We start from the raw sequence: 16,553 nt of genomic DNA, 5'->3' as shown, positions 1-16,553 counted from the left end.
TTTCCGATTTTAGGTTTTGTAGGTACTCCGTTCTCTGCTCTCGTTCTCTACTGCCCGGCGGCCCGTTTCAGCGCCTCCCGCAGATCCAGTGTTTTGTATCCGTCGTCAAAGACGAAACAGGGCAGTCCGATCTTGCCGCCGGACACATAACCCTCCTGCCCGGACAGCTCCCGGAACTCCTCATAAATCTGGTCGTGCTCGTGGATAGCCAGGAACTCCTTCAGGCCGTCCAGGCTGGCCGACAGGTCGCAGAAGGCGAAACTCACGCCGGCGTCCTTGCACTTGATCACCGCATAAAGCGTATTTGGACACAGATGACTGCCTACGATTTTAAACATTTTCATGAAACGCTCCTTTTACTCGTTTCCGGAGGTGTAGTCCACCGCCAGATCATTTTCAATTTTGATATTTTTCGTAAACACCATGGTATAAATTGCCGTGAACACCACCAACACTGCCAGGAAACCTACCACTGCCACAGAAAGGTTCGCGAACAGGGAGTAGGACAGCACGCAGAGGACAACGCCCCCCAGCACCGCCAGCCCTTTGGTCATTCCCGGAGACACCTTGATGGCAGACCGGGCCAGAATGTCACGGTATTTGGCAGCCAGGGCAAACAGGGCGATGCAGACCAGGAGTTTTGTCAAAAGGGAGTTTGCCGTGGTGAATTTGGTGATAAAGGAAATATCCAGTTTCAGCGCCAGAGGCACCATTCCAATGATGTAAAACGCGGTCAAAAGCTTGTAGGGCACGCCGTTTTTGCTCACGGAGCCGATGCTCTGGGGCAGCAGATGGTCGTCACAGGCCACTAACAGCGGCTTGGTGATCCAGGAAAGGGTGGCGTTTAAGGTAGAGGAAGTAGCTCCCAGAGCCGCGCCGATCACGAACAGGTAAAACTCCACACCCGGCATGGTCTGTCTGGCCACCATGGTAAGAGGCTGATCCGCCACCTGCTCAATGGGAAGGATACCGGCTGCCACCAAGGCAATCAGTACATAGAGAATGCCTACGCCGAAGGTGGAAATCACCATTACCCGCGGAATCACCCGGCCCGCGTCTTTCGTCTCACCGCCCAGCTCGGCAATAAACTGAGCGCCTGCGGTGGCGGAGCTGAGCAGCGCCAGGGTGCTGACAAAGGCCATGGGGCCGTTTACAAACAGATGGCTCGGATCCATCACGTATGCCATATCCACCTTGGTGATGCCGAAGGCCACAAACAGGAACAGGCCGCCAAACAGCGCCACGGTGATGACCTTGTTTAACATGGCCGCCGACTTCGTTCCCACCAGGTTCATGGCATAGAACAGGGTCAGAATGATCATCGCCACCAGATGCTGGTCAACGCTTGGAACAATGCTGGAAAAATAAGAGCCAAAGCTTAAGGAATACTGGGAAACCGCAACGCTGTAGGACGTCACGTGAAGGAGCAGGTACATCATTCCCAACCCCTTTCCCACCAGACGGCTGCAATACCGGTAAGGTCCGCCTGTGGTCGGCGCCGCGGAGCTTAAAATCGCCACGGGAAAAATACTGATAATGGTCAAAACAGGGGATAACAGAAACGCAAGCACCACGCCGGTCCCCGTCATGCCGATCGCCACGCCGGTGGAGGACATAATCCCCGCCCCGATAATCTGGCCTACGGCAATCGCCATCAAATCCCAAAACCCCAAATTTCGGATTAACTTACTCTCTTGTCTTTCTGTGCTCATCATACCCTCCACACGGACGGGAGCTCTGGCCAAAGCCCCGTTCTTTTTCTCACTTGTTAATCTCATTTACATGATGTTAAGTAACCTAACTTCATGTTAATTACATTAACATCTTTCTTCTTTTTTGTCAATGTCAGGGACAGTTTTTTCGGGTTTTCAGTAAAACAGCACAATTTTCTGTCATCGAGTTTGTACAACTTTTTTCACCGGAAATATTGTGGATTTTGATGGAATTATTTGGTATAGTATATAGATAACAGTCAGACGACCTGTGACAAATATGACAGATGGAAATGGAAGGTTTTTTTATGGCTACATACGACTACAGCATTGCCGATATGGCGGATATTCTGCACCAGACCTCCTCCCTGTACATGGCCTCCTGTATCCCCATTGATTACGGGACGGGGGAGACCTACACTTCCGTGGAGGTCCATATGTTAAAATACATCATCGACCATCCGGGAAAGACGGTGACGGATCTCTCCAGGGAATGGGACAAATCAAAACCGGCCATCTCCCAGATGTTAAAAAAGCTGGAGACCAAGGGGCTGATCCGGCGGGGGCCGGCTCCGGACAGCGACAAAAAGCAGCTGTATTACGGGACGGAGAAAGGGCAGGAATTAAACCGCACCCATATGAAATATGACTCCAGGGTGTTCGCTCAGACCATCGACCTTTTGCGCGAGACCTGTTCCCAGGAGGAAATTCTTCTCTGCTTTCATGTGCTGGAGGAATACAATAAAGCCCGGCGGAAGAAACATTATCGCTCCAGCCCGGAGTATTAATCGGGTTGGCCTGTGTTTTTGCAGAGGGCGAACAAGCATTCAAAACGGACATGACCCCTAACGCGGCCATGTCCGTTTTGTGCTTTTCCCGAAAGCGGTACGTTTTCACGAAACCACACCGCGCCTGGAATTCCCCGCGTTTCCAGAAAACTTACGCCCGAACCACAGAAATCCTCTGGCGGATGTGATCTCCCTTCACTGCCTCGTCCACCATGGCAATGGCGTAGTCGGCGTAGCTGATCACGCTCTCCCCTCTGGAATTTAAGGTCAGCTCCTCGCCGCCCAGGATGTAGGCTCCGGTGCGCTCGCCCTCTGCCTGGAAATCTCCGGCCGGGCTGATATACGTCCAGTTCACATCCGTTCTCTCCCGCAGCTCCTCCAACGCCTTCGCCATGTTGGATGCCAGAGGCTTAAATACGTCCGGGAAATCCGCCCCGTCCATCACCTGGGCGGTGTGCTCCTGGTTCACGTACAGGCTGCCGGCGCCGCCCACCACTAAAAGCCTGGTGTCCGTACCGCTAAGCACGTCGCACAGGTGCTTTAAGGACGTGCTGTGCTGGGGCAGAGTCTCCGGCGTCCACGCCCCGAAGGCGTCCACCACCACGTCAAACCCTTTGAAATCCTCCGCCGTCAGCTCAAATAAGTCCTTTTTCAGCGCCTTCTTCGCCTCCGTGCGGTTTTCTCCCCGCACCACCGCGGTCACGTCCAGGCCTCTGGACACGGCCTCCTTTACGATCAAAGATCCTGCTTTTCCGTTTGCACATACCACTGCGAGTTTCATAATGATTTTCCTCCTTACACTAAAATGATTGTTTTGATAATTGGTTCAACTGTCTCTCTGTTTTCTGTCTGGTTCTTTCTGATCACATGGTTATTATAAGATTGTAAGGAGAAAAAATAAAGTAAGCACTTTATTGTGGTGTAGGCACCAAAAAGATACTATTGTGTATTTTCGGGCTTTGAGGCGTTTTAATCTATTATTTCCAGACGTCCGTTTCTCAGAGGGTTGGAGATGATGCTGATGCCGCTCATTCTAAGCAGGCGAAACAGCTTGTCACAGTAGGAGCCTTTTCCGGAAATCCCTCACAAAAACGGGGCTGCCCGCCGCGGATCCTTCTTTCAATCCGCGGGGACAGCCCCGTTTCTCCATTTCTCTATTGTCCGTGATACATCTCTGAAACGGCTCAGATGATCTCAAACACATGAACCGGCCGTTTCTCCATCTCGTCCAGGATCCGCATATCCGTACCGGCGATGCGGCCCGCCAGGTTTCTCTGGCCGTCGTTTTCGATCTCCGTCAGCACGATCTCCACCTCGCCCCGGTAGTGGGCCAGGTTGTCGTTCACCACCAGCACATCGCCTCTGGTAAATGTCTTTTTGTCGCAGGGGCGGAAGGGGATTTCCCTGTTTTTAAACTGCAGTCTGGGGAAACTGGAGCGGATGTAGTACTCGCTGGCGTCGTTTCTGCCGTTGTGAACGAAGTGGTACACCGCGTCCTTCTCCGCCTCGGACAGGCCCTCTGCCTCGTCCATTTTCACTGTGGTATTGGTCAGTTTGACGGAGGCCATGGCCTTTAACTCCTCCTCCGTGGCAAAGGCGTTTCCGATCAGGATGTCGTCGATGACCTCGCAGGCCACCATGTGGCGCACCTGGGCGTCGATGGGCAGGGTGCGGTCCGCCTCCAGGGTGCAAAGCCCCTGGTAAACCTCCCACGGGCCGAAGGTGTGCTCCGCCTGGCTGGAAACGAAGGCCGCCGTGGTCAGGCCGAGGGCGCCCCATTTCTCGTTGAACCGGTCAAAGGTTTTCTGGCTTAAGCCGGAGTAGCGCTCCGGGTAGAAATTGTGGCAGATAATGATGTTTCTCTTGTCGGCGCCGTGGGCGATCAGCCGCTCCACGTCGGCGTCGGAGCTGCCGTTGAACTCGATTTTGATGCCGTAGGGATTTCTGGTGATCAGCACGTCCTGGAGCTCGTCAAAATGACCGTCCAGACGGATAATGTCCAGTCCCAGCTCGTGGAAGATGGATAAGTCCTCCGGGGTGGCTCCCAGGTTCTTAAACACCTCCGGGTTGGTGTCCGCCGCCACCTCAAAGCCCAGCTCATGGGCTTTCTTTAAAAAGGCGCCGAACTCCTTTTTGATCACTTCCGGGTCGCTGCTGGCAGAGAGCAGACAGGTGAAGATCCGGGAAAACCCGTATTTTGCCGCCAGCTCCATGTAGGCGAAGTCCTTCTCCTGGGTGGAACGCTCCGGATAAACTGAAATTCCTAATCTGTGCATAATGATCCTCCTTCTCCCCGCCGTCCGGCGCGGGGCAGTGATAACTGTTTTCCTTCTATTTTAACCCGCTCCGGCCTCCTAGTCGATGGGCTTTTGATAGAACCCGCCGAAGAAGGTTTCCGTGGGCAGTACGTTTACGATTACCTTGGGATCCACGCTCTTTAAGTGGTGCACGATGTCCTGCACCTCATAGGAGGAGACCACCGTGTGCAGCAGGCTCATGCTCTGCTTGCTGTAGCCGCCGTAGCCGTTCATCACCGACAGGCCGTGGCGGTAATACTTGATATACTCGCTCACCACCGCGTCCGGGTTGTGAGTGGTGATCTGCAGGGTCACCCGTTTGTACCGGTGGTAGAACCGGTCGATGGTCTGGGTGGAGATAAACTGGAACATAATGGAATATCCCGCGTACTCCCAGCCGAACATATAGCCGAACACGCAGAGCATCCCGGCGTTAAACATAAACACGTACTGCCAGATGGCCTTTCCCGTCTTATTGGAAACGTAGAGGGCGATGAAGTCCGTGCCGGCGGTGGAGGCATTTCCCTTTAAGGCCGTGACGATGGCCATGCCGTAGATGAAACCGCCGAAACAGATGTTTAACAGCGGATCCTCAAACAAAGGCGTGAAATGGGCAAACCGCAGGAAAAAGCTGGCCAGAAATACCTGGGCCATGGAAAAAATCACAAACTTCTTTCCGATGTGCTTAAAGCAGAACACAGCCACCGGAAGGTTTAAGGCGATCATTCCCAGGGAGGTGGAAAAATGGATCCCGTAAATGGAGGTGATCTTCTCAATGAGCACCGCCATGCCGGTGAAACCGCTGGAAAGGATCTGCACCGGGTTTAAAAAGGTCTGCATGGCAAAGGCCTGCAGCAGGGCGGACACGATCACCGCCGCCGTCGTAATGGCATACCGTTTGAAAATGCGCGTTCCGTTCATCTCGTCTGTTCAACCAGCTTTCTTACAAGATCCTCGCTGACCACGTCGTAGTCGTCCTCGTGGGGCGCCGGAGCGAAACGGTAATTCACCGATTCTCCGGAGGTGGTCACGTCCGTTTTCCAGTCTTTGCAGGAGGAATGGACCTGAGTGAGTCCCGTCTCCTCCATGAGAGCCTTGGCGTTTCCGGCGTTTACGCCGCTGCCTGCCAGGATCTCCACCTGAGAGCCGTACTTCTCCCAGAGCTCCTTTAACAGAGGCGCCCCGTCCACGGCCTTCTCCTTCAGACCGCTGGTGAGCACCCGGTCAACCCCCAGGCTGATCAGGGTCTCCATGGCGGCCATGGGATCGGTCACGCAGTCAAAGGCCCGGTGGAACACCGCCTCCCCGTGATAGCGGTGCACCAGCTCCACCATGGCTCTCGTCTTTTCCACATCCACCTGGCGCTCCTCTGTCAGGAACCCGAAGGCGATGCCGTCACTGCCGTTTTCCATCAGCTCCTTCGCGTCCGCGAGCAGCTGCTCCGTCTCTCCCTCGGTATAGCAGAATCCTGCCGCCCGCGGGCGGGACATGGAGATCACCTTCAGCCCCGTATTCGCCTTCACCAGCTTTAAACAGCCGATGGAAGGGGTCAGCCCGCCCAGGGCCAGGGCGGAGTTTAACTCGATGCGCTCTGCCCCGCCGCGCCAGGCTGCCAGGGCATCCTCATAGCTTCCGCAGCAAATCTCTATCATGATCTTACCTCACATCCGTTTTCTTTTCAATCCTTCGCCAGGTAGTACAGGCTCAGGGCGTAAATCTTCGCGTTGGTGATGATGTCGTCGATCTTCATCCACTCGTCCGGCTGATGGCCGATGCCTTTCTGGCCGGGGAACGAGGGGCCGAAGGGCACGATGTTGGGCATCATCTTGGCGTAGGTGCCTCCGGTGGTAGTCACCGGGGTGCCGTCCATGCCGGTCACCTTCTCATAGGTGTACTTTAAGGTGTCCACCAGGCGGCAGTCCTTCTCAAACCGCACCGGGTCCATGTTCGTCACCAGCACCGTCTCCATGTCCGGCAGCTCGGCGCGGATATTTCCCAGGATCTGCTCCGTGGTGCAGCCCGCCGGATAGCTGACGGCAAACTGCAGGGAGGGAATCCCGTCCTCCGCCTCCGGAGGCAGGATCTTGAAATTGCGCACCTCCAGCTGGCCGAACTCCTCGTCCTTAAAGTCGATATGGAACCGCTCACCGTTATTCTTCGCGTTGAGCACGTATTGATTCATCAGGTGGAAAAACCGCTCCTTGGAGGCCGGCCGGATCTCCACCACGGCCCGTCCCCGCTCCGCGTACACCACCGGGTATTTGCAGTCCGGGGTAAAGCCCATCACCGGCGGTTTTTCCTTGGAGAGATAGTATTTCAAATCCTCAAAGCCGGTCTCCTCATCGCAGCCAAAGAGGATACGCACCTGGCGCTTTAAGGGGATCCCCAGCTCCTTGAGGGCGTAGAGGGCATAGAGGCAGGAGAAAATCGGCCCCTTATTGTCCAGGACGCCGCGGCTGTAAATGGTTCCGTCCTTTACGTAGCCGCTGAAGGGGGGCTGTTTCCAGCCCGTCCCCACGGGAACCACATCCAGATGGCCCACGGCGCAGACGTAGTCCTCGCTGTCGCCGTAGGAGGCGTAGCCCATGTAGTTGTCCACGTTCACCGTGTCAAAGCCCATCTTTTCCGCCAGGGCCAGGGCCGCGTCCAGGGCCTCCTTCACTCCGCTCCCAAAGGGGGCGTCCGGCTTTGCCTCGCTCTCCACGCTGTCGATCTTTACCATCTCAATGATGGTGTCGATCATCTCTCCTGACAGCTCCTCTACCTTTTTCAGGATCTTATCTTCCATCGCCGTTTTCGCGCCTCCTTTTTACAGCTCCTTTAAGGGGGCCGTTCTGGTCCTCATGTAGTCGTCCAGCCACTCCTGGCTCGCCACTTCGTGAACGCACTTTCCGTCCACATTCTTCGTCAGGTATACCACGGGAGCCTCGTTCTCCGTGGCCACGGCGAAGGAAAAGCCTTCGATGTTGGTGGCTACGCCCCACTCGCCCTTGTTATTCATGGCGATGAGGGACATATCTCCGGCCTTGCCCCGTCTCTCCTTCAACTCCTTGTCAAACATGGCCACTGCCTTCTCGCAGGCCTCCTGGGGGTGCATTCCCTCCTTCATCAGGCGGACGATCTCATAGGACACGCAGCCCTTCATCACATCCTCGCCCAGGCCGGTGGCGCTGGCGCCGCCTACCTTGCTGTCCACGTAAAATCCGGAGCCGGAAATGGGGGAGTCGCCCACACGGCCCTTCCGTTTCATAAACAGGCCGCTGGTGGAGGTGGCGGAGGTCATCTTTCCATGGGAATCCAGGCAGACCATACCCACGGTGTCATGGCCGGCGTAGGGCTTGATCTCCGTCTGGGCAATCTCCTTCTTCCTGTTATTATAATGGATTTTTGCCCGGTCCGTCAGCATATTTTTCCGCTCAAAGCCTTCCTTGTGGGCGAACTTCTCCGCTCCCTCGCCCACCAGCAGGTTGTTCACCGGCTCCTTGGAAAGCCGTCTGGCGATGGATACGGGGTTGGCAAAATCCTTGATGGCGGCAACGGCGCCGATGTCCAGGGTGTCGCCGTCCATGTAGGCGGCGTCCAGCTCCACCTCCATCTCCTCGTTGGGCAGGCCGCCGTAGCCTACGGATTTGTAGTAGGGGAAGTCCTCTACCGCCTTTACCGCCTCCTCGATGGCGTCTCCGGCGTCTCCACCCTCTTTTAACATTCCGCTGGCCTTCTCAATCCCCTCATAAGCCATTCTCCAGGTCGCAATAATTCCCCACATAATGTAATCCTCCTTTTTTCTCCGCGGCCCTCTCTATTATCCTGAAAGGCGCGCTCCGGTCATCCCCGCCGGAGCCTTTCCCGATTTCAGGAAACGCGGGCACAAAATTTTTCCGCAAAAAAGCACAAGGGGAACATGGCAGATGCCACATTCCCCTTCTCTCACTTACTTAAAACAATACTTGGCTGCAACGTCTGCTTCCTTATCCTTATTTACCATGGCATGAGCCATCAGGCACATTCCTTCCAGGGCCTCGTTTAAGCCAAAGCCGCCCTTCTTCGGTGTCTCCACGATGTGGATCTTATCCTTGTAAGCAGCGATCGTCTCCTCGTTTTCCTTGGACATGGCGGCAAATGCCGGCACTCCGGTGGTGTCTATGATGTCCTTTGCCACCTCAGCGGCCATTTTGCCGTATCCCAGGTAGTTGAAGGCCGGGCCGCAGATGACAACGTCAGGCTGAAGTTTCTTCACCATGGCGCAGAGCTTGCGGCTCACCTCCGCCGGGTTGGCCTCGTAAAAGCCGTCCCCGCAGTACAGACAGGCCACTACGCGGCCGTCCACTTTCTTTAAATACTGCTCCATCATCACAGCCGGGCCTACGGGGTCCTTGCTGGCTCCCAGGGGCACCATATGGTCGTCCTTGATGCCGGCGCCGGACTGGATCTGGTCATAAATCATAATAATTTTCATGGTTAAATCCATCTCCTTTCATCCCCGGAGGGCGGTCTTTTTACAGATCGTCAAAGGAAAGGTCGTCCAGGGAAATATCGTCGTCGTCCGCCTCTTTCTTCTTAGCGGCTTCCTCCTCATCCTTTAAGTACTGCTTGTCCATGATCTTGATAAACGGCATATAGATCACAACGCCTAAGATCAGCAGGGCGATCTGAAGCACGCCGCCTACCCAGTTGGTAGCCAGGAATCCGGAAATTCCTAACGGACAGGTCCACGGAATGTTCACGCCGGAACAGATGGGAACCAGGCCCATGGCCATGCAGAAGTAGGAAATCACAATGTTTACAGTGGGCACGATCATGAACGGGATGATCATCGTCGGGTTCAGCACGATGGGCAGACCGAAGATGATCGGCTCGTTGATGTTGAAAATGCCGGGTACCAGGGACAGCTTTCCAAGGTCCGTGATACGTCTGGACTTACAGAACAGGATCATGGCAATCACCAGGGATAAGGTGGAGCCGGCGCCGCCGAAGGTGGCAAACAGATCCTGGAACTGCTGACAGATAATATGTCCCTCGCCTACGCCTGTGCGGAAGAACTCCAGGTTCTCCAGAGACAGGGTCTGTAAGATCGGGTTGAACACCGCACCTACTACGGATCCTCCGTTTACGCCGAAGAACCAGAAGAAGTGCAGGAAGATGTAAGCGGTTACCATGGCTCCCAGAGTGTCGCCTAAGTTTAACAGAGGCGTCTGCAGGAACTCAAAGATGATCTGGAACGCGTTGGTTCCGAATGCGCCGAAGATCAGGTTGACGATGAAGAACACAGTCATAACGATGATCGCCGGAATCAAAGCGGAGAAGGACTCCACAACCGTCGGCGGTACGCCGTCTGGCATCTTGATAACCCAGCCTTTTCTCTCCACCCACGCGTAAATGTGCACGGATGTGAAGGCGCAGATAATACCTACGAAAATACCTTTCGCTCCCAGCCAGCCAAGGGTCAGTCCGGAAAGGCTCACAGCCTGGGTGGTCTCACCCACGGTCACGCTGCCCTCTACCAGGTAGGGCATTAACAGGAACCAGGACATCAGTCCCACGGCAGCGCCGAATAAGGGATTCGTATTCATGTGTTTCGCGAAGGAATACGAGATACCCATGACGGCGAATACAGCCATGATGGTAAATGTGGCGTCAGACGGCTTTCCTAAGAAGGTCGCCAGGGTCTCGCCGGTGTTCGGGTTGATCACGACGCTGGAAATCCATTCCGTCCACGCCGGAATCGGGAAGTTTGCGATTACCAGGAAAATGGAGCCCGCGATCAGGAGTGGTGTAGAAACCAGGAAACCGTCACGGACAGACATCAGATATTTGTTTCTTCCGATGGCCTCCGCCAGAGGCATCAGAACTTTCTCAAGCTTGCTCAGCATGATGTTTTATCCCCCTTATTGATTTGGTGATAACTGCGCCGGCAGTCATTCCGTTTACTTATTCTCTTTGATCAGCTTGATCGCCGTCTTTAACACCTTTTCTCCGTCCATCATGCCGTAAGCGGCGGCGTCGATGACAGCGATCGGGATGTTCTCTTTGCCGTACTGGGCAACCGTCTCGTCGTACATATACTTTACCTGCGGTCCTAAGAGGATGCAGTCCGGACGGTCGGTGGCGATGATCTCACCAATCTTGTTGTGGGGATGAGCGGCTACCTTTACTGGTACGTTGTGAGCGTCAGCCACACCCTGCATTTTGCTCGCCAGCATACTGGTGGACATTCCAGCGCTGCAGAACAGATAAATCTTTTTCATTGTTTTACCTACCTTTCCTTTTTTATTTGCAGGCTCCTTATTTGTTTTCCAGGGCCTGGATTTTCTTGCTCATCTTAATGTTTTCCTCGGCCATCAGACGAACCACCTCAGCGGCCATCATCTGGTCCTCGGCGTGCATCAGGATCACGCCCGGCGCGAAGTCCTCGCCGTTGGCCTCCTTGGCCAGCAGCTCTAAGTGGGCGTCGTGTCCCTTGGAGTAGAAATCGTCTCCCTCCTTCATCTTTGCCTCACAGAGCTCGTAGTCTCCCTTCGCCGCTGCTCTCATGGCCTCCACGTAGCTGGATTTTGCCATTCCTACGGACGAAATGATGTTAAAACAGATCAGCTCCAATCCTTCCATATTCACGCTCTCCTTTCTTGATATTTGTGAATATCCTCTGATAGTTCAGAGTATAACACGTTCTTTTCCGTTATTTTGTTACCAGTGTTTCCTAAAACTTAGGAAATTATTTCCACAAAACCACTTTGGTGCCGCCGATGAAGTCGTGGATGGCCCGGTGCTTTCCCACCAGCACCAGCACGGCGGATACAATGCTGATTCCCATACCAGCGTACATTAAGGCCGTGACCAGATCCACGCCGGTGAGCATGGTGCCTAACTGGTGCCAGATGGCGCTGGCGGACACCAGGCTGCCTTCCACGATGATGATTCCCACCACCTGGCGCAAAAGCAGCTGGCCGGCAGTGGCCTCACTTCCGCTGGCGTCCACGATTTTTAATTTCAGCCACCGTTTCCCCAGGGTCTGGCCCCGCCAGCAAAGAATGGGCACCGCGGCGTAGTACATCAGGGCAAAGCCCAGGGCCAGCAGGCCGACGATGACGCCGTAGGGATGGGGAAAGCTCATAATGTTCTGGTTCTGCATGGATCCGTACAGTTTCCAGGCAATGGCGGAGATGGGCAGGGACGTGGCCAGGCCGCCGATGTACCAGTCCACCAGATAGGCGATGAACCGGCGGCTCAGCCCGGCCGCTGGCAGATCCTGCGCTTTCCCTTCCTCCCGTCTCCCCTTATCCTGTTCATGGCGGGTTCCCGCTAATTTTGTCATAGCTCCTCCTTTACCGGATTACATGATTCATAAACTCCTCATAGCTGGAGGAGTGAATCAGCTCCTGGAATTTGTTATTGTCAGTCACGATGTTGCACAGCCAGTCAAAGAATACCTTTAACAGGCTGTTGTCCGTCTCCCGGATGGCTAGCAGCACCACCAGGCTCACGTTGAAATCTCCCCATTTCACCGGTTCCCGCAGGATCATAATGGAAATGCAGGACTCCATGGTGGACGCCTCGATGGCATGGGGCACCGCAAAGCCGTATACGAAGGAGGTGTCCGAGAGGGCCTCTCTGCGGAACACGTTTTCCTTGAATTTCTCGCCGCTCAGTCCCTTTTCGTAAAGGCTGTCACAGAGGAAATTTAATATCTCCTCCCGGCTTTCCATGGACGGACGGATGTGGAACAGGTCCTTGCGCATCAGCCGCTCCATGAGGTTTACAAAATCCTTGTGATATTTTTCCCGGTCCAGGAGGTTTAACATCTGAAACACACGGCTCTCGTCTTCCCCGTTTAAAAACAGGGAAATCTGCACCGTGGGAATGTCCATATGGTGCTTTAAGGGCACAGTGGTGAGGATCATGTCCGGGTTGTCCTGGAGAATTCTCCTCTCCTCAAAAAAGCTGCACACCCGCACAATGCTCATCCTGTCGCCGAAACGCAGCATCAGCTTGTCCACGCAGGGCTTTGACATGGTGTAGCTGTTGGGGATGATGGCCACCACCCGGTACTGCTCTGAGGCGTCCATCCGCTCACAGGCGGCCCCCAGGTGAAGGGCCAGGAAGGAAATTTCATTTTCGTTCAGCCGCGTGCCGCAGTAGCCCTCAATGCACCAGGCCACCCGCACCGCCATCTCAAATACCAGGGGATATTTCCGTTTCAGCTCCTGAAGGTAGAGGTCGTTGGCCGTCACCTGGTTCTGCTGGCGTTTCATCAGCAGGCGGATGTGGGCGATAATGCCGCTCTGGAAGTCCTGATCCCCGGATAGGTCGATGTCAAACTCGTTTCTCAGGATCTCCAGGATGTCCCGCATCAGCTGCTGCATCCCTTCGTCCTCCTCCGCCTTCCTCGCTTCCGCCTTCGGCAGGCGGTCCTTCCCCTTCAAAAGGCCGGCAAACCGCAGCACCTCGTCCTTTACCAGTTTCACCTTGTAAATATCGGAGATCCTGGCAAAGAGCTCGTCGGCAATCTGGTACTCTCTGCCCTCTCCCTCCTCCAGGGTTTCCTCCTCGCTTACGTAGTTGTGGTTTCGCATCCGCTCGATGGAAACGCCGGCGTGGAGCATGATCAGGGGGTATTCCATCTCGGAAATGCGGTAGCCGTATTTTTCGCAGATCTCCGCAAAATCGTCCTCCAGTTTCAGAAGGTCAAAGTCCTTCCAAATCTCCGCTATGGCGTTTAAATTCACGAAATTCCCCTTTGTCTCCTCCATGAGCAGCTCCTTGTAGAGCCTGCGCTTGTCCCCTTCATCCCCCAAAAGGCGGATGTGGTTTTTGGAGCGCACCAGCTTGAGGCCGGGATATTTGCGGATCATTTCCCGGATTTTTCTCAGGTCGTTGTCAATGGAGTAACCGCTGACAAACACCCGCTCCTGCAGGTCGATCAGATTGATCTCCCGGTTGCGGAACAAAAGCTCCTTGATCAGATAGACGCACCGCTCCTGGGCCGTCTGGGGGATCACCTCCTGACTGCTGATGTTCTGGGCCTTCATCAGCTCGTGATCCACGTAGTAGCCGTTTCGCCTGCTGGCCCGGATCAGTTCGCAGCCGTACTCGCTGTTGATCCCTTCCACGTCGGAGCGGATGGTCCGGTCCGACACCCCCAGGGCCTTCCCCAGGGCTTTTCCCGTCATGGGGCCCATCTCGTTGTTCAGCAGGTCTATGATATGGCTCTGGCGCTTTGACAGCATTTTCAATCACCATCCTTATGTACTATGAAAGCCCCGGATGACGGCGATATAGATGGGCGCGCTCGCGCGCACAGATATATCGGCATCAGACGGGCAAGACAGTATAGAAAAGTGTGCGCGAACAGCGCACACTCGCGCCGGAGCGCGGCTGCGCCAGCAGCCAGTTTCCTTTGCGCGGAGTGCGCCTCCTTGCGGAGCATTCTTATTTAACAGGAAATGCAGTTTCCTGTTAAATAAGAAAGTAGGGCGGCAGCCCGGATTTCGAATACTGTCGGCAGATGGCGGAACGCCGTAGGCGTGGAGCCATCTGGCTTTCATGATTTGTGATGACCGCGTTAGCGGCCGTGTCCGTTCTGTGTCTTATCATACCATTCTTCTTCCCTGCCAGGCACGCCGTCTATTTCCGCACTGTTAGGAAGGCAATTCAAAAATTATACAGGATTTCTCCTCATTTTTCCACTTCCATTAGAAAAATTGATGGCAGCATCCACGTTTTCTAAGTGGTGTTTCCGGAACGCGGGACTTATAATACAGAATATGCGGTAAGATACGTTTACAGAAAGAAGGTTTTCTCATGGATAATTTTTTGAAAATGCTCAATACCCAGATGATCTTAATCATCTATCTGGCCGTCGGCTTTTACTGCGCGAAACGAGGCATCATCGACGGCCACACCAAGCAGAAGCTGACGGATCTGATTTTAAAAATCACTCTGCCCTGCATGATCTTCGCCTCCTTCAACAAGCCCCTGACGCCCCAGGTGCTGCGGGAGACGGCGGTGATTTTCGCGGTGGCCATGGGCATCACCATCCTGTCTTACCTTGGCGGAAAGCTCCTCTACAACCGGTTCCCCAGGGAGAAAAAGAGCGTGCTCCAGTACACCACCCTGGTCAATAACTCCGGCTTTCTGGGAATGCCCATGGTAAGCTCCGTCTACGGGACGGACGGGCTGTTCTACGCCTCCATCTTCATCATCCCCAACCGGATCGCCATGTGGACGGCGGGCATTTCCCTCTTTACCACCTCGAATTTTAAGGAGAGCTGCAAAAACATCTTTTTAAACCCCTGCATCATCTCCGTATTTTTAGGGATTCTGCGCCAGCTCATAGGCGTTCCCCTGCCGGGCTTTCTGGAGACGGCCATCGGCGACATCGGGGACATCACCACGCCCCTGTCCATGTTTATCATCGGGACCATGCTGGTGGATGTGTCCCTCTCCTCCATGGTGGAGCCCAGCATCCTCTATCTGGCCTTTATCCGGCTCATCGCCCTGCCTTTAGTGGCTCTGGCGGCTTTGAAGGGCCTGGGAATGTCCTCCATGCTCACCGGCCTGTCCCTGATCCTCACAGGAATGCCAGCGGGGAGCACGTCGGTGCTCCTGTCGGTGAAATACGGGGTGGACGCGGACTTTGCCTCCCGGTGCGTGGTGACGACGACGCTCATTTCCCTGATTACGGTGCCGCTTTTAATGCTGCTTCTCTGATCCTTTTTCGTTTTTCTCCTGGCGATGGCTGTTTTGGCGGCCATCGCTATTTATTTACACAAATATCATATTCTTCATCATCTCTATAAACTTCTCCATCTGTGGAGTCACCAGCTTGTTCCGATGATAGACGAGCTGGCTCCACATCCGGATCTCCGGACAGGCGGTATCCAAAACCACCAGGCGGCCGGCAGCCAGTGGCTCCCGCACCGCGAACTCCGGGAGGAAGGAAATCCCCATTTGATTCATCACCATCCTGGCAATGACCGCGGTGTTTCCCGTTTCCAGAAAGGGGCGGATTTCCAGGCCGGCGGCGGCCAGCTCCTGCTCCATGACATAGCGGTAGCTCACCCCTTTTTCCGTGAGAAGGAAGGGCTCTTTCAGGAGTCGTTCCAGGGAAATGTTCCTCTCTCCCGCCAGAGGATGGCCGGCAGCGGCCACAAACACCGTAGGCTCCCTGCGCTCCGCCACCTTTATCCACTCCGGGAAGTCGGTTTTCCTGTCGATAAAGTAGAGAATGTCAATGTCGTTCTGCCTGACCATGTCAAACAGCTCCGCGGTCATGCCGGTGCAGGTGGAAAGCTCCACCTTGGGGTAACAGCGGCAAAAGTCCATGATCACCGGAGGAAGGACGCTGCCCAACAGGGATTCGGAGATTCCCACCCGCAGTTTCCCCTCCGGCTCCTCTCCCGTCTTTCCAAATTCCTTCGCGGCGCGGACGGCGTATAATACTTCCCGGGCCTTGGGGATGAAGGCAGTGCCGGCCTCTGTCAGGCGGACGCGGCGGCCGATGCGCTCAAAGAGCTGGACGCCCAGTTCTTCCTCCAGCTGGCGCATCTGGATGGTGACGGCGGCCTGGGAGTAGCCTAGCTGGGCGGCGGCGTGGGTAAAGCTTTGAAGGTCGGAGACTCTTAAAAATGTGATTAGGGGGCGGATTTCCATAGCTTTGAGGGTCCTTTCTTGAAAATTTGGGGGCGGCGGAGGGGTCCAACAGGAGGCCCGGGGGTTCCGATGCGGTGGCAAGTCACCCCCGGGCCTCCTGTTGGACC

17 protein-coding genes are annotated in these 16,553 nt (G+C 55.0%); 2 read left to right on the top strand and 15 right to left on the bottom strand.

The window, feature by feature from the left end; translation table 11 throughout:
• Nucleotides 1–47: 47 nt before the first annotated feature.
• Nucleotides 48–344 (bottom strand): hypothetical protein, encoded by a 297-nt coding sequence (locus tag B5E84_RS16495; protein WP_087224780.1) that lies wholly within the window; start codon nucleotides 342–344, stop codon nucleotides 48–50.
• A gap of 12 nt (nucleotides 345–356) precedes the next feature.
• Nucleotides 357–1,712, bottom strand: a complete 1,356-nt coding sequence (locus B5E84_RS16490) for an APC family permease (RefSeq protein WP_087224777.1) — start codon at nucleotides 1,710–1,712, stop codon at nucleotides 357–359.
• A gap of 308 nt (nucleotides 1,713–2,020) precedes the next feature.
• Between B5E84_RS16490 and B5E84_RS16485 the strand changes: the two genes are divergently transcribed.
• Nucleotides 2,021–2,500: a MarR family winged helix-turn-helix transcriptional regulator gene (locus B5E84_RS16485; RefSeq protein ID WP_087224774.1), complete on the top strand. Its 480-nt coding sequence runs from the start codon at nucleotides 2,021–2,023 to the stop codon at nucleotides 2,498–2,500.
• 151 nt (nucleotides 2,501–2,651) lie between these two features.
• On the opposite strand, the gene B5E84_RS16480 is transcribed toward B5E84_RS16485, so the two are convergent.
• The 12 genes from B5E84_RS16480 to B5E84_RS16425 form a co-directional block, all read right to left on the bottom strand.
• Nucleotides 2,652–3,281, bottom strand: a complete 630-nt coding sequence (locus tag B5E84_RS16480; protein ID WP_087224771.1) for an NAD(P)-dependent oxidoreductase — start codon at nucleotides 3,279–3,281, stop codon at nucleotides 2,652–2,654.
• Between the two features lie 403 nt (nucleotides 3,282–3,684).
• A complete protein-coding gene (locus tag B5E84_RS16475) occupies nucleotides 3,685–4,776 on the bottom strand; it encodes a DUF871 domain-containing protein (protein WP_087224768.1) in 1,092 nt (363 codons plus the stop codon).
• 78 nt (nucleotides 4,777–4,854) lie between these two features.
• Nucleotides 4,855–5,718, bottom strand: coding sequence for a YitT family protein (locus tag B5E84_RS16470; protein ID WP_087224765.1), 864 nt, complete (start codon nucleotides 5,716–5,718; stop codon nucleotides 4,855–4,857).
• Nucleotides 5,715–6,449 (bottom strand): copper homeostasis protein CutC, encoded by a 735-nt coding sequence (locus tag B5E84_RS16465; protein ID WP_087224762.1) that lies wholly within the window; start codon nucleotides 6,447–6,449, stop codon nucleotides 5,715–5,717. Before B5E84_RS16465 ends, B5E84_RS16470 begins: the two co-directional genes overlap by 4 nt.
• Nucleotides 6,450–6,475: 26 nt before the next feature.
• Nucleotides 6,476–7,585 carry a Sapep family Mn(2+)-dependent dipeptidase gene (locus B5E84_RS16460; RefSeq protein WP_087224759.1) on the bottom strand — a complete coding sequence of 370 codons (1,110 nt, stop codon included), beginning with the start codon at nucleotides 7,583–7,585 and terminating at the stop codon, nucleotides 6,476–6,478.
• A 21-nt stretch (nucleotides 7,586–7,606) separates the two neighbouring features.
• Nucleotides 7,607–8,563 carry a glycosylasparaginase gene (locus tag B5E84_RS16455; RefSeq protein ID WP_087224756.1) on the bottom strand — a complete coding sequence of 319 codons (957 nt, stop codon included), beginning with the start codon at nucleotides 8,561–8,563 and terminating at the stop codon, nucleotides 7,607–7,609.
• A gap of 165 nt (nucleotides 8,564–8,728) precedes the next feature.
• Complete coding sequence (locus B5E84_RS16450) at nucleotides 8,729–9,253, bottom strand: GrdB-related putative oxidoreductase (RefSeq protein WP_087224753.1); 525 nt, start codon at nucleotides 9,251–9,253, stop codon at nucleotides 8,729–8,731.
• A gap of 40 nt (nucleotides 9,254–9,293) precedes the next feature.
• Nucleotides 9,294–10,667: a PTS sugar transporter subunit IIC gene (locus B5E84_RS16445; RefSeq protein ID WP_087224750.1), complete on the bottom strand. Its 1,374-nt coding sequence runs from the start codon at nucleotides 10,665–10,667 to the stop codon at nucleotides 9,294–9,296.
• A gap of 54 nt (nucleotides 10,668–10,721) precedes the next feature.
• Nucleotides 10,722–11,042 carry a PTS sugar transporter subunit IIB gene (locus B5E84_RS16440; RefSeq protein ID WP_087224747.1) on the bottom strand — a complete coding sequence of 107 codons (321 nt, stop codon included), beginning with the start codon at nucleotides 11,040–11,042 and terminating at the stop codon, nucleotides 10,722–10,724.
• 37 nt (nucleotides 11,043–11,079) lie between these two features.
• On the bottom strand, nucleotides 11,080–11,403 hold the full coding sequence (locus tag B5E84_RS16435) for a PTS sugar transporter subunit IIA (protein WP_087224744.1): 324 nt from the start codon (nucleotides 11,401–11,403) through the stop codon (nucleotides 11,080–11,082).
• A 106-nt stretch (nucleotides 11,404–11,509) separates the two neighbouring features.
• Nucleotides 11,510–12,109 (bottom strand): RDD family protein, encoded by a 600-nt coding sequence (locus B5E84_RS16430; protein ID WP_087224741.1) that lies wholly within the window; start codon nucleotides 12,107–12,109, stop codon nucleotides 11,510–11,512.
• Nucleotides 12,110–12,119: 10 nt separating this feature from the next.
• A complete protein-coding gene (locus B5E84_RS16425) occupies nucleotides 12,120–14,021 on the bottom strand; it encodes a BglG family transcription antiterminator (protein WP_087224738.1) in 1,902 nt (633 codons plus the stop codon).
• A 574-nt stretch (nucleotides 14,022–14,595) separates the two neighbouring features.
• Between B5E84_RS16425 and B5E84_RS16420 the strand changes: the two genes are divergently transcribed.
• The gene (locus B5E84_RS16420) at nucleotides 14,596–15,504 is read left to right on the top strand and encodes an AEC family transporter (protein ID WP_087224736.1); all 909 of its coding nucleotides are present in this window, start codon (nucleotides 14,596–14,598) and stop codon (nucleotides 15,502–15,504) included.
• 54 nt (nucleotides 15,505–15,558) lie between these two features.
• Here B5E84_RS16420 and B5E84_RS16415 read toward each other — a convergent pair whose 3' ends face one another.
• The gene (locus tag B5E84_RS16415; protein ID WP_087224733.1) at nucleotides 15,559–16,446 is read right to left on the bottom strand and encodes a LysR family transcriptional regulator; all 888 of its coding nucleotides are present in this window, start codon (nucleotides 16,444–16,446) and stop codon (nucleotides 15,559–15,561) included.
• Nucleotides 16,447–16,553: the final 107 nt, after the last annotated feature.

The sequence above is a fragment of the Lachnoclostridium sp. An14 genome (assembly GCF_002160755.1).
Taxonomy (GTDB): domain Bacteria; phylum Bacillota; class Clostridia; order Lachnospirales; family Lachnospiraceae; genus Lachnoclostridium_A.
The sequence above is the reverse complement of the archived record's forward strand: the minus strand, read 5'-3'. Positions and strand labels throughout refer to the sequence as shown.

Excerpts from the sequence above, each read along its gene's own strand:
- B5E84_RS16475 (WP_087224768.1), bottom strand. The coding sequence starts at position 4,776 with ATGCACAGATTAGGAATTTCAGTTTATCCGGAGCGTTCCACCCAGGAG.
- B5E84_RS16440 (WP_087224747.1), bottom strand. The coding sequence starts at position 11,042 with ATGAAAAAGATTTATCTGTTCTGCAGCGCTGGAATGTCCACCAGTATG.
- B5E84_RS16495 (WP_087224780.1), bottom strand. The coding sequence starts at position 344 with ATGAAAATGTTTAAAATCGTAGGCAGTCATCTGTGTCCAAATACGCTT.
- B5E84_RS16420 (WP_087224736.1), top strand. The coding sequence starts at position 14,596 with ATGGATAATTTTTTGAAAATGCTCAATACCCAGATGATCTTAATCATC.
- B5E84_RS16455 (WP_087224756.1), bottom strand. The coding sequence starts at position 8,563 with ATGTGGGGAATTATTGCGACCTGGAGAATGGCTTATGAGGGGATTGAG.
- B5E84_RS16485 (WP_087224774.1), top strand. The coding sequence starts at position 2,021 with ATGGCTACATACGACTACAGCATTGCCGATATGGCGGATATTCTGCAC.
- B5E84_RS16465 (WP_087224762.1), bottom strand. The coding sequence starts at position 6,449 with ATGATAGAGATTTGCTGCGGAAGCTATGAGGATGCCCTGGCAGCCTGG.
- B5E84_RS16425 (WP_087224738.1), bottom strand. The coding sequence starts at position 14,021 with ATGCTGTCAAAGCGCCAGAGCCATATCATAGACCTGCTGAACAACGAG.
- B5E84_RS16445 (WP_087224750.1), bottom strand. The coding sequence starts at position 10,667 with ATGCTGAGCAAGCTTGAGAAAGTTCTGATGCCTCTGGCGGAGGCCATC.
- B5E84_RS16435 (WP_087224744.1), bottom strand. The coding sequence starts at position 11,403 with ATGGAAGGATTGGAGCTGATCTGTTTTAACATCATTTCGTCCGTAGGA.
- B5E84_RS16430 (WP_087224741.1), bottom strand. The coding sequence starts at position 12,109 with ATGACAAAATTAGCGGGAACCCGCCATGAACAGGATAAGGGGAGACGG.
- B5E84_RS16470 (WP_087224765.1), bottom strand. The coding sequence starts at position 5,718 with ATGAACGGAACGCGCATTTTCAAACGGTATGCCATTACGACGGCGGCG.
- B5E84_RS16480 (WP_087224771.1), bottom strand. The coding sequence starts at position 3,281 with ATGAAACTCGCAGTGGTATGTGCAAACGGAAAAGCAGGATCTTTGATC.
- B5E84_RS16460 (WP_087224759.1), bottom strand. The coding sequence starts at position 7,585 with ATGGAAGATAAGATCCTGAAAAAGGTAGAGGAGCTGTCAGGAGAGATG.
- B5E84_RS16490 (WP_087224777.1), bottom strand. The coding sequence starts at position 1,712 with ATGAGCACAGAAAGACAAGAGAGTAAGTTAATCCGAAATTTGGGGTTT.
- B5E84_RS16415 (WP_087224733.1), bottom strand. The coding sequence starts at position 16,446 with ATGGAAATCCGCCCCCTAATCACATTTTTAAGAGTCTCCGACCTTCAA.
- B5E84_RS16450 (WP_087224753.1), bottom strand. The coding sequence starts at position 9,253 with ATGAAAATTATTATGATTTATGACCAGATCCAGTCCGGCGCCGGCATC.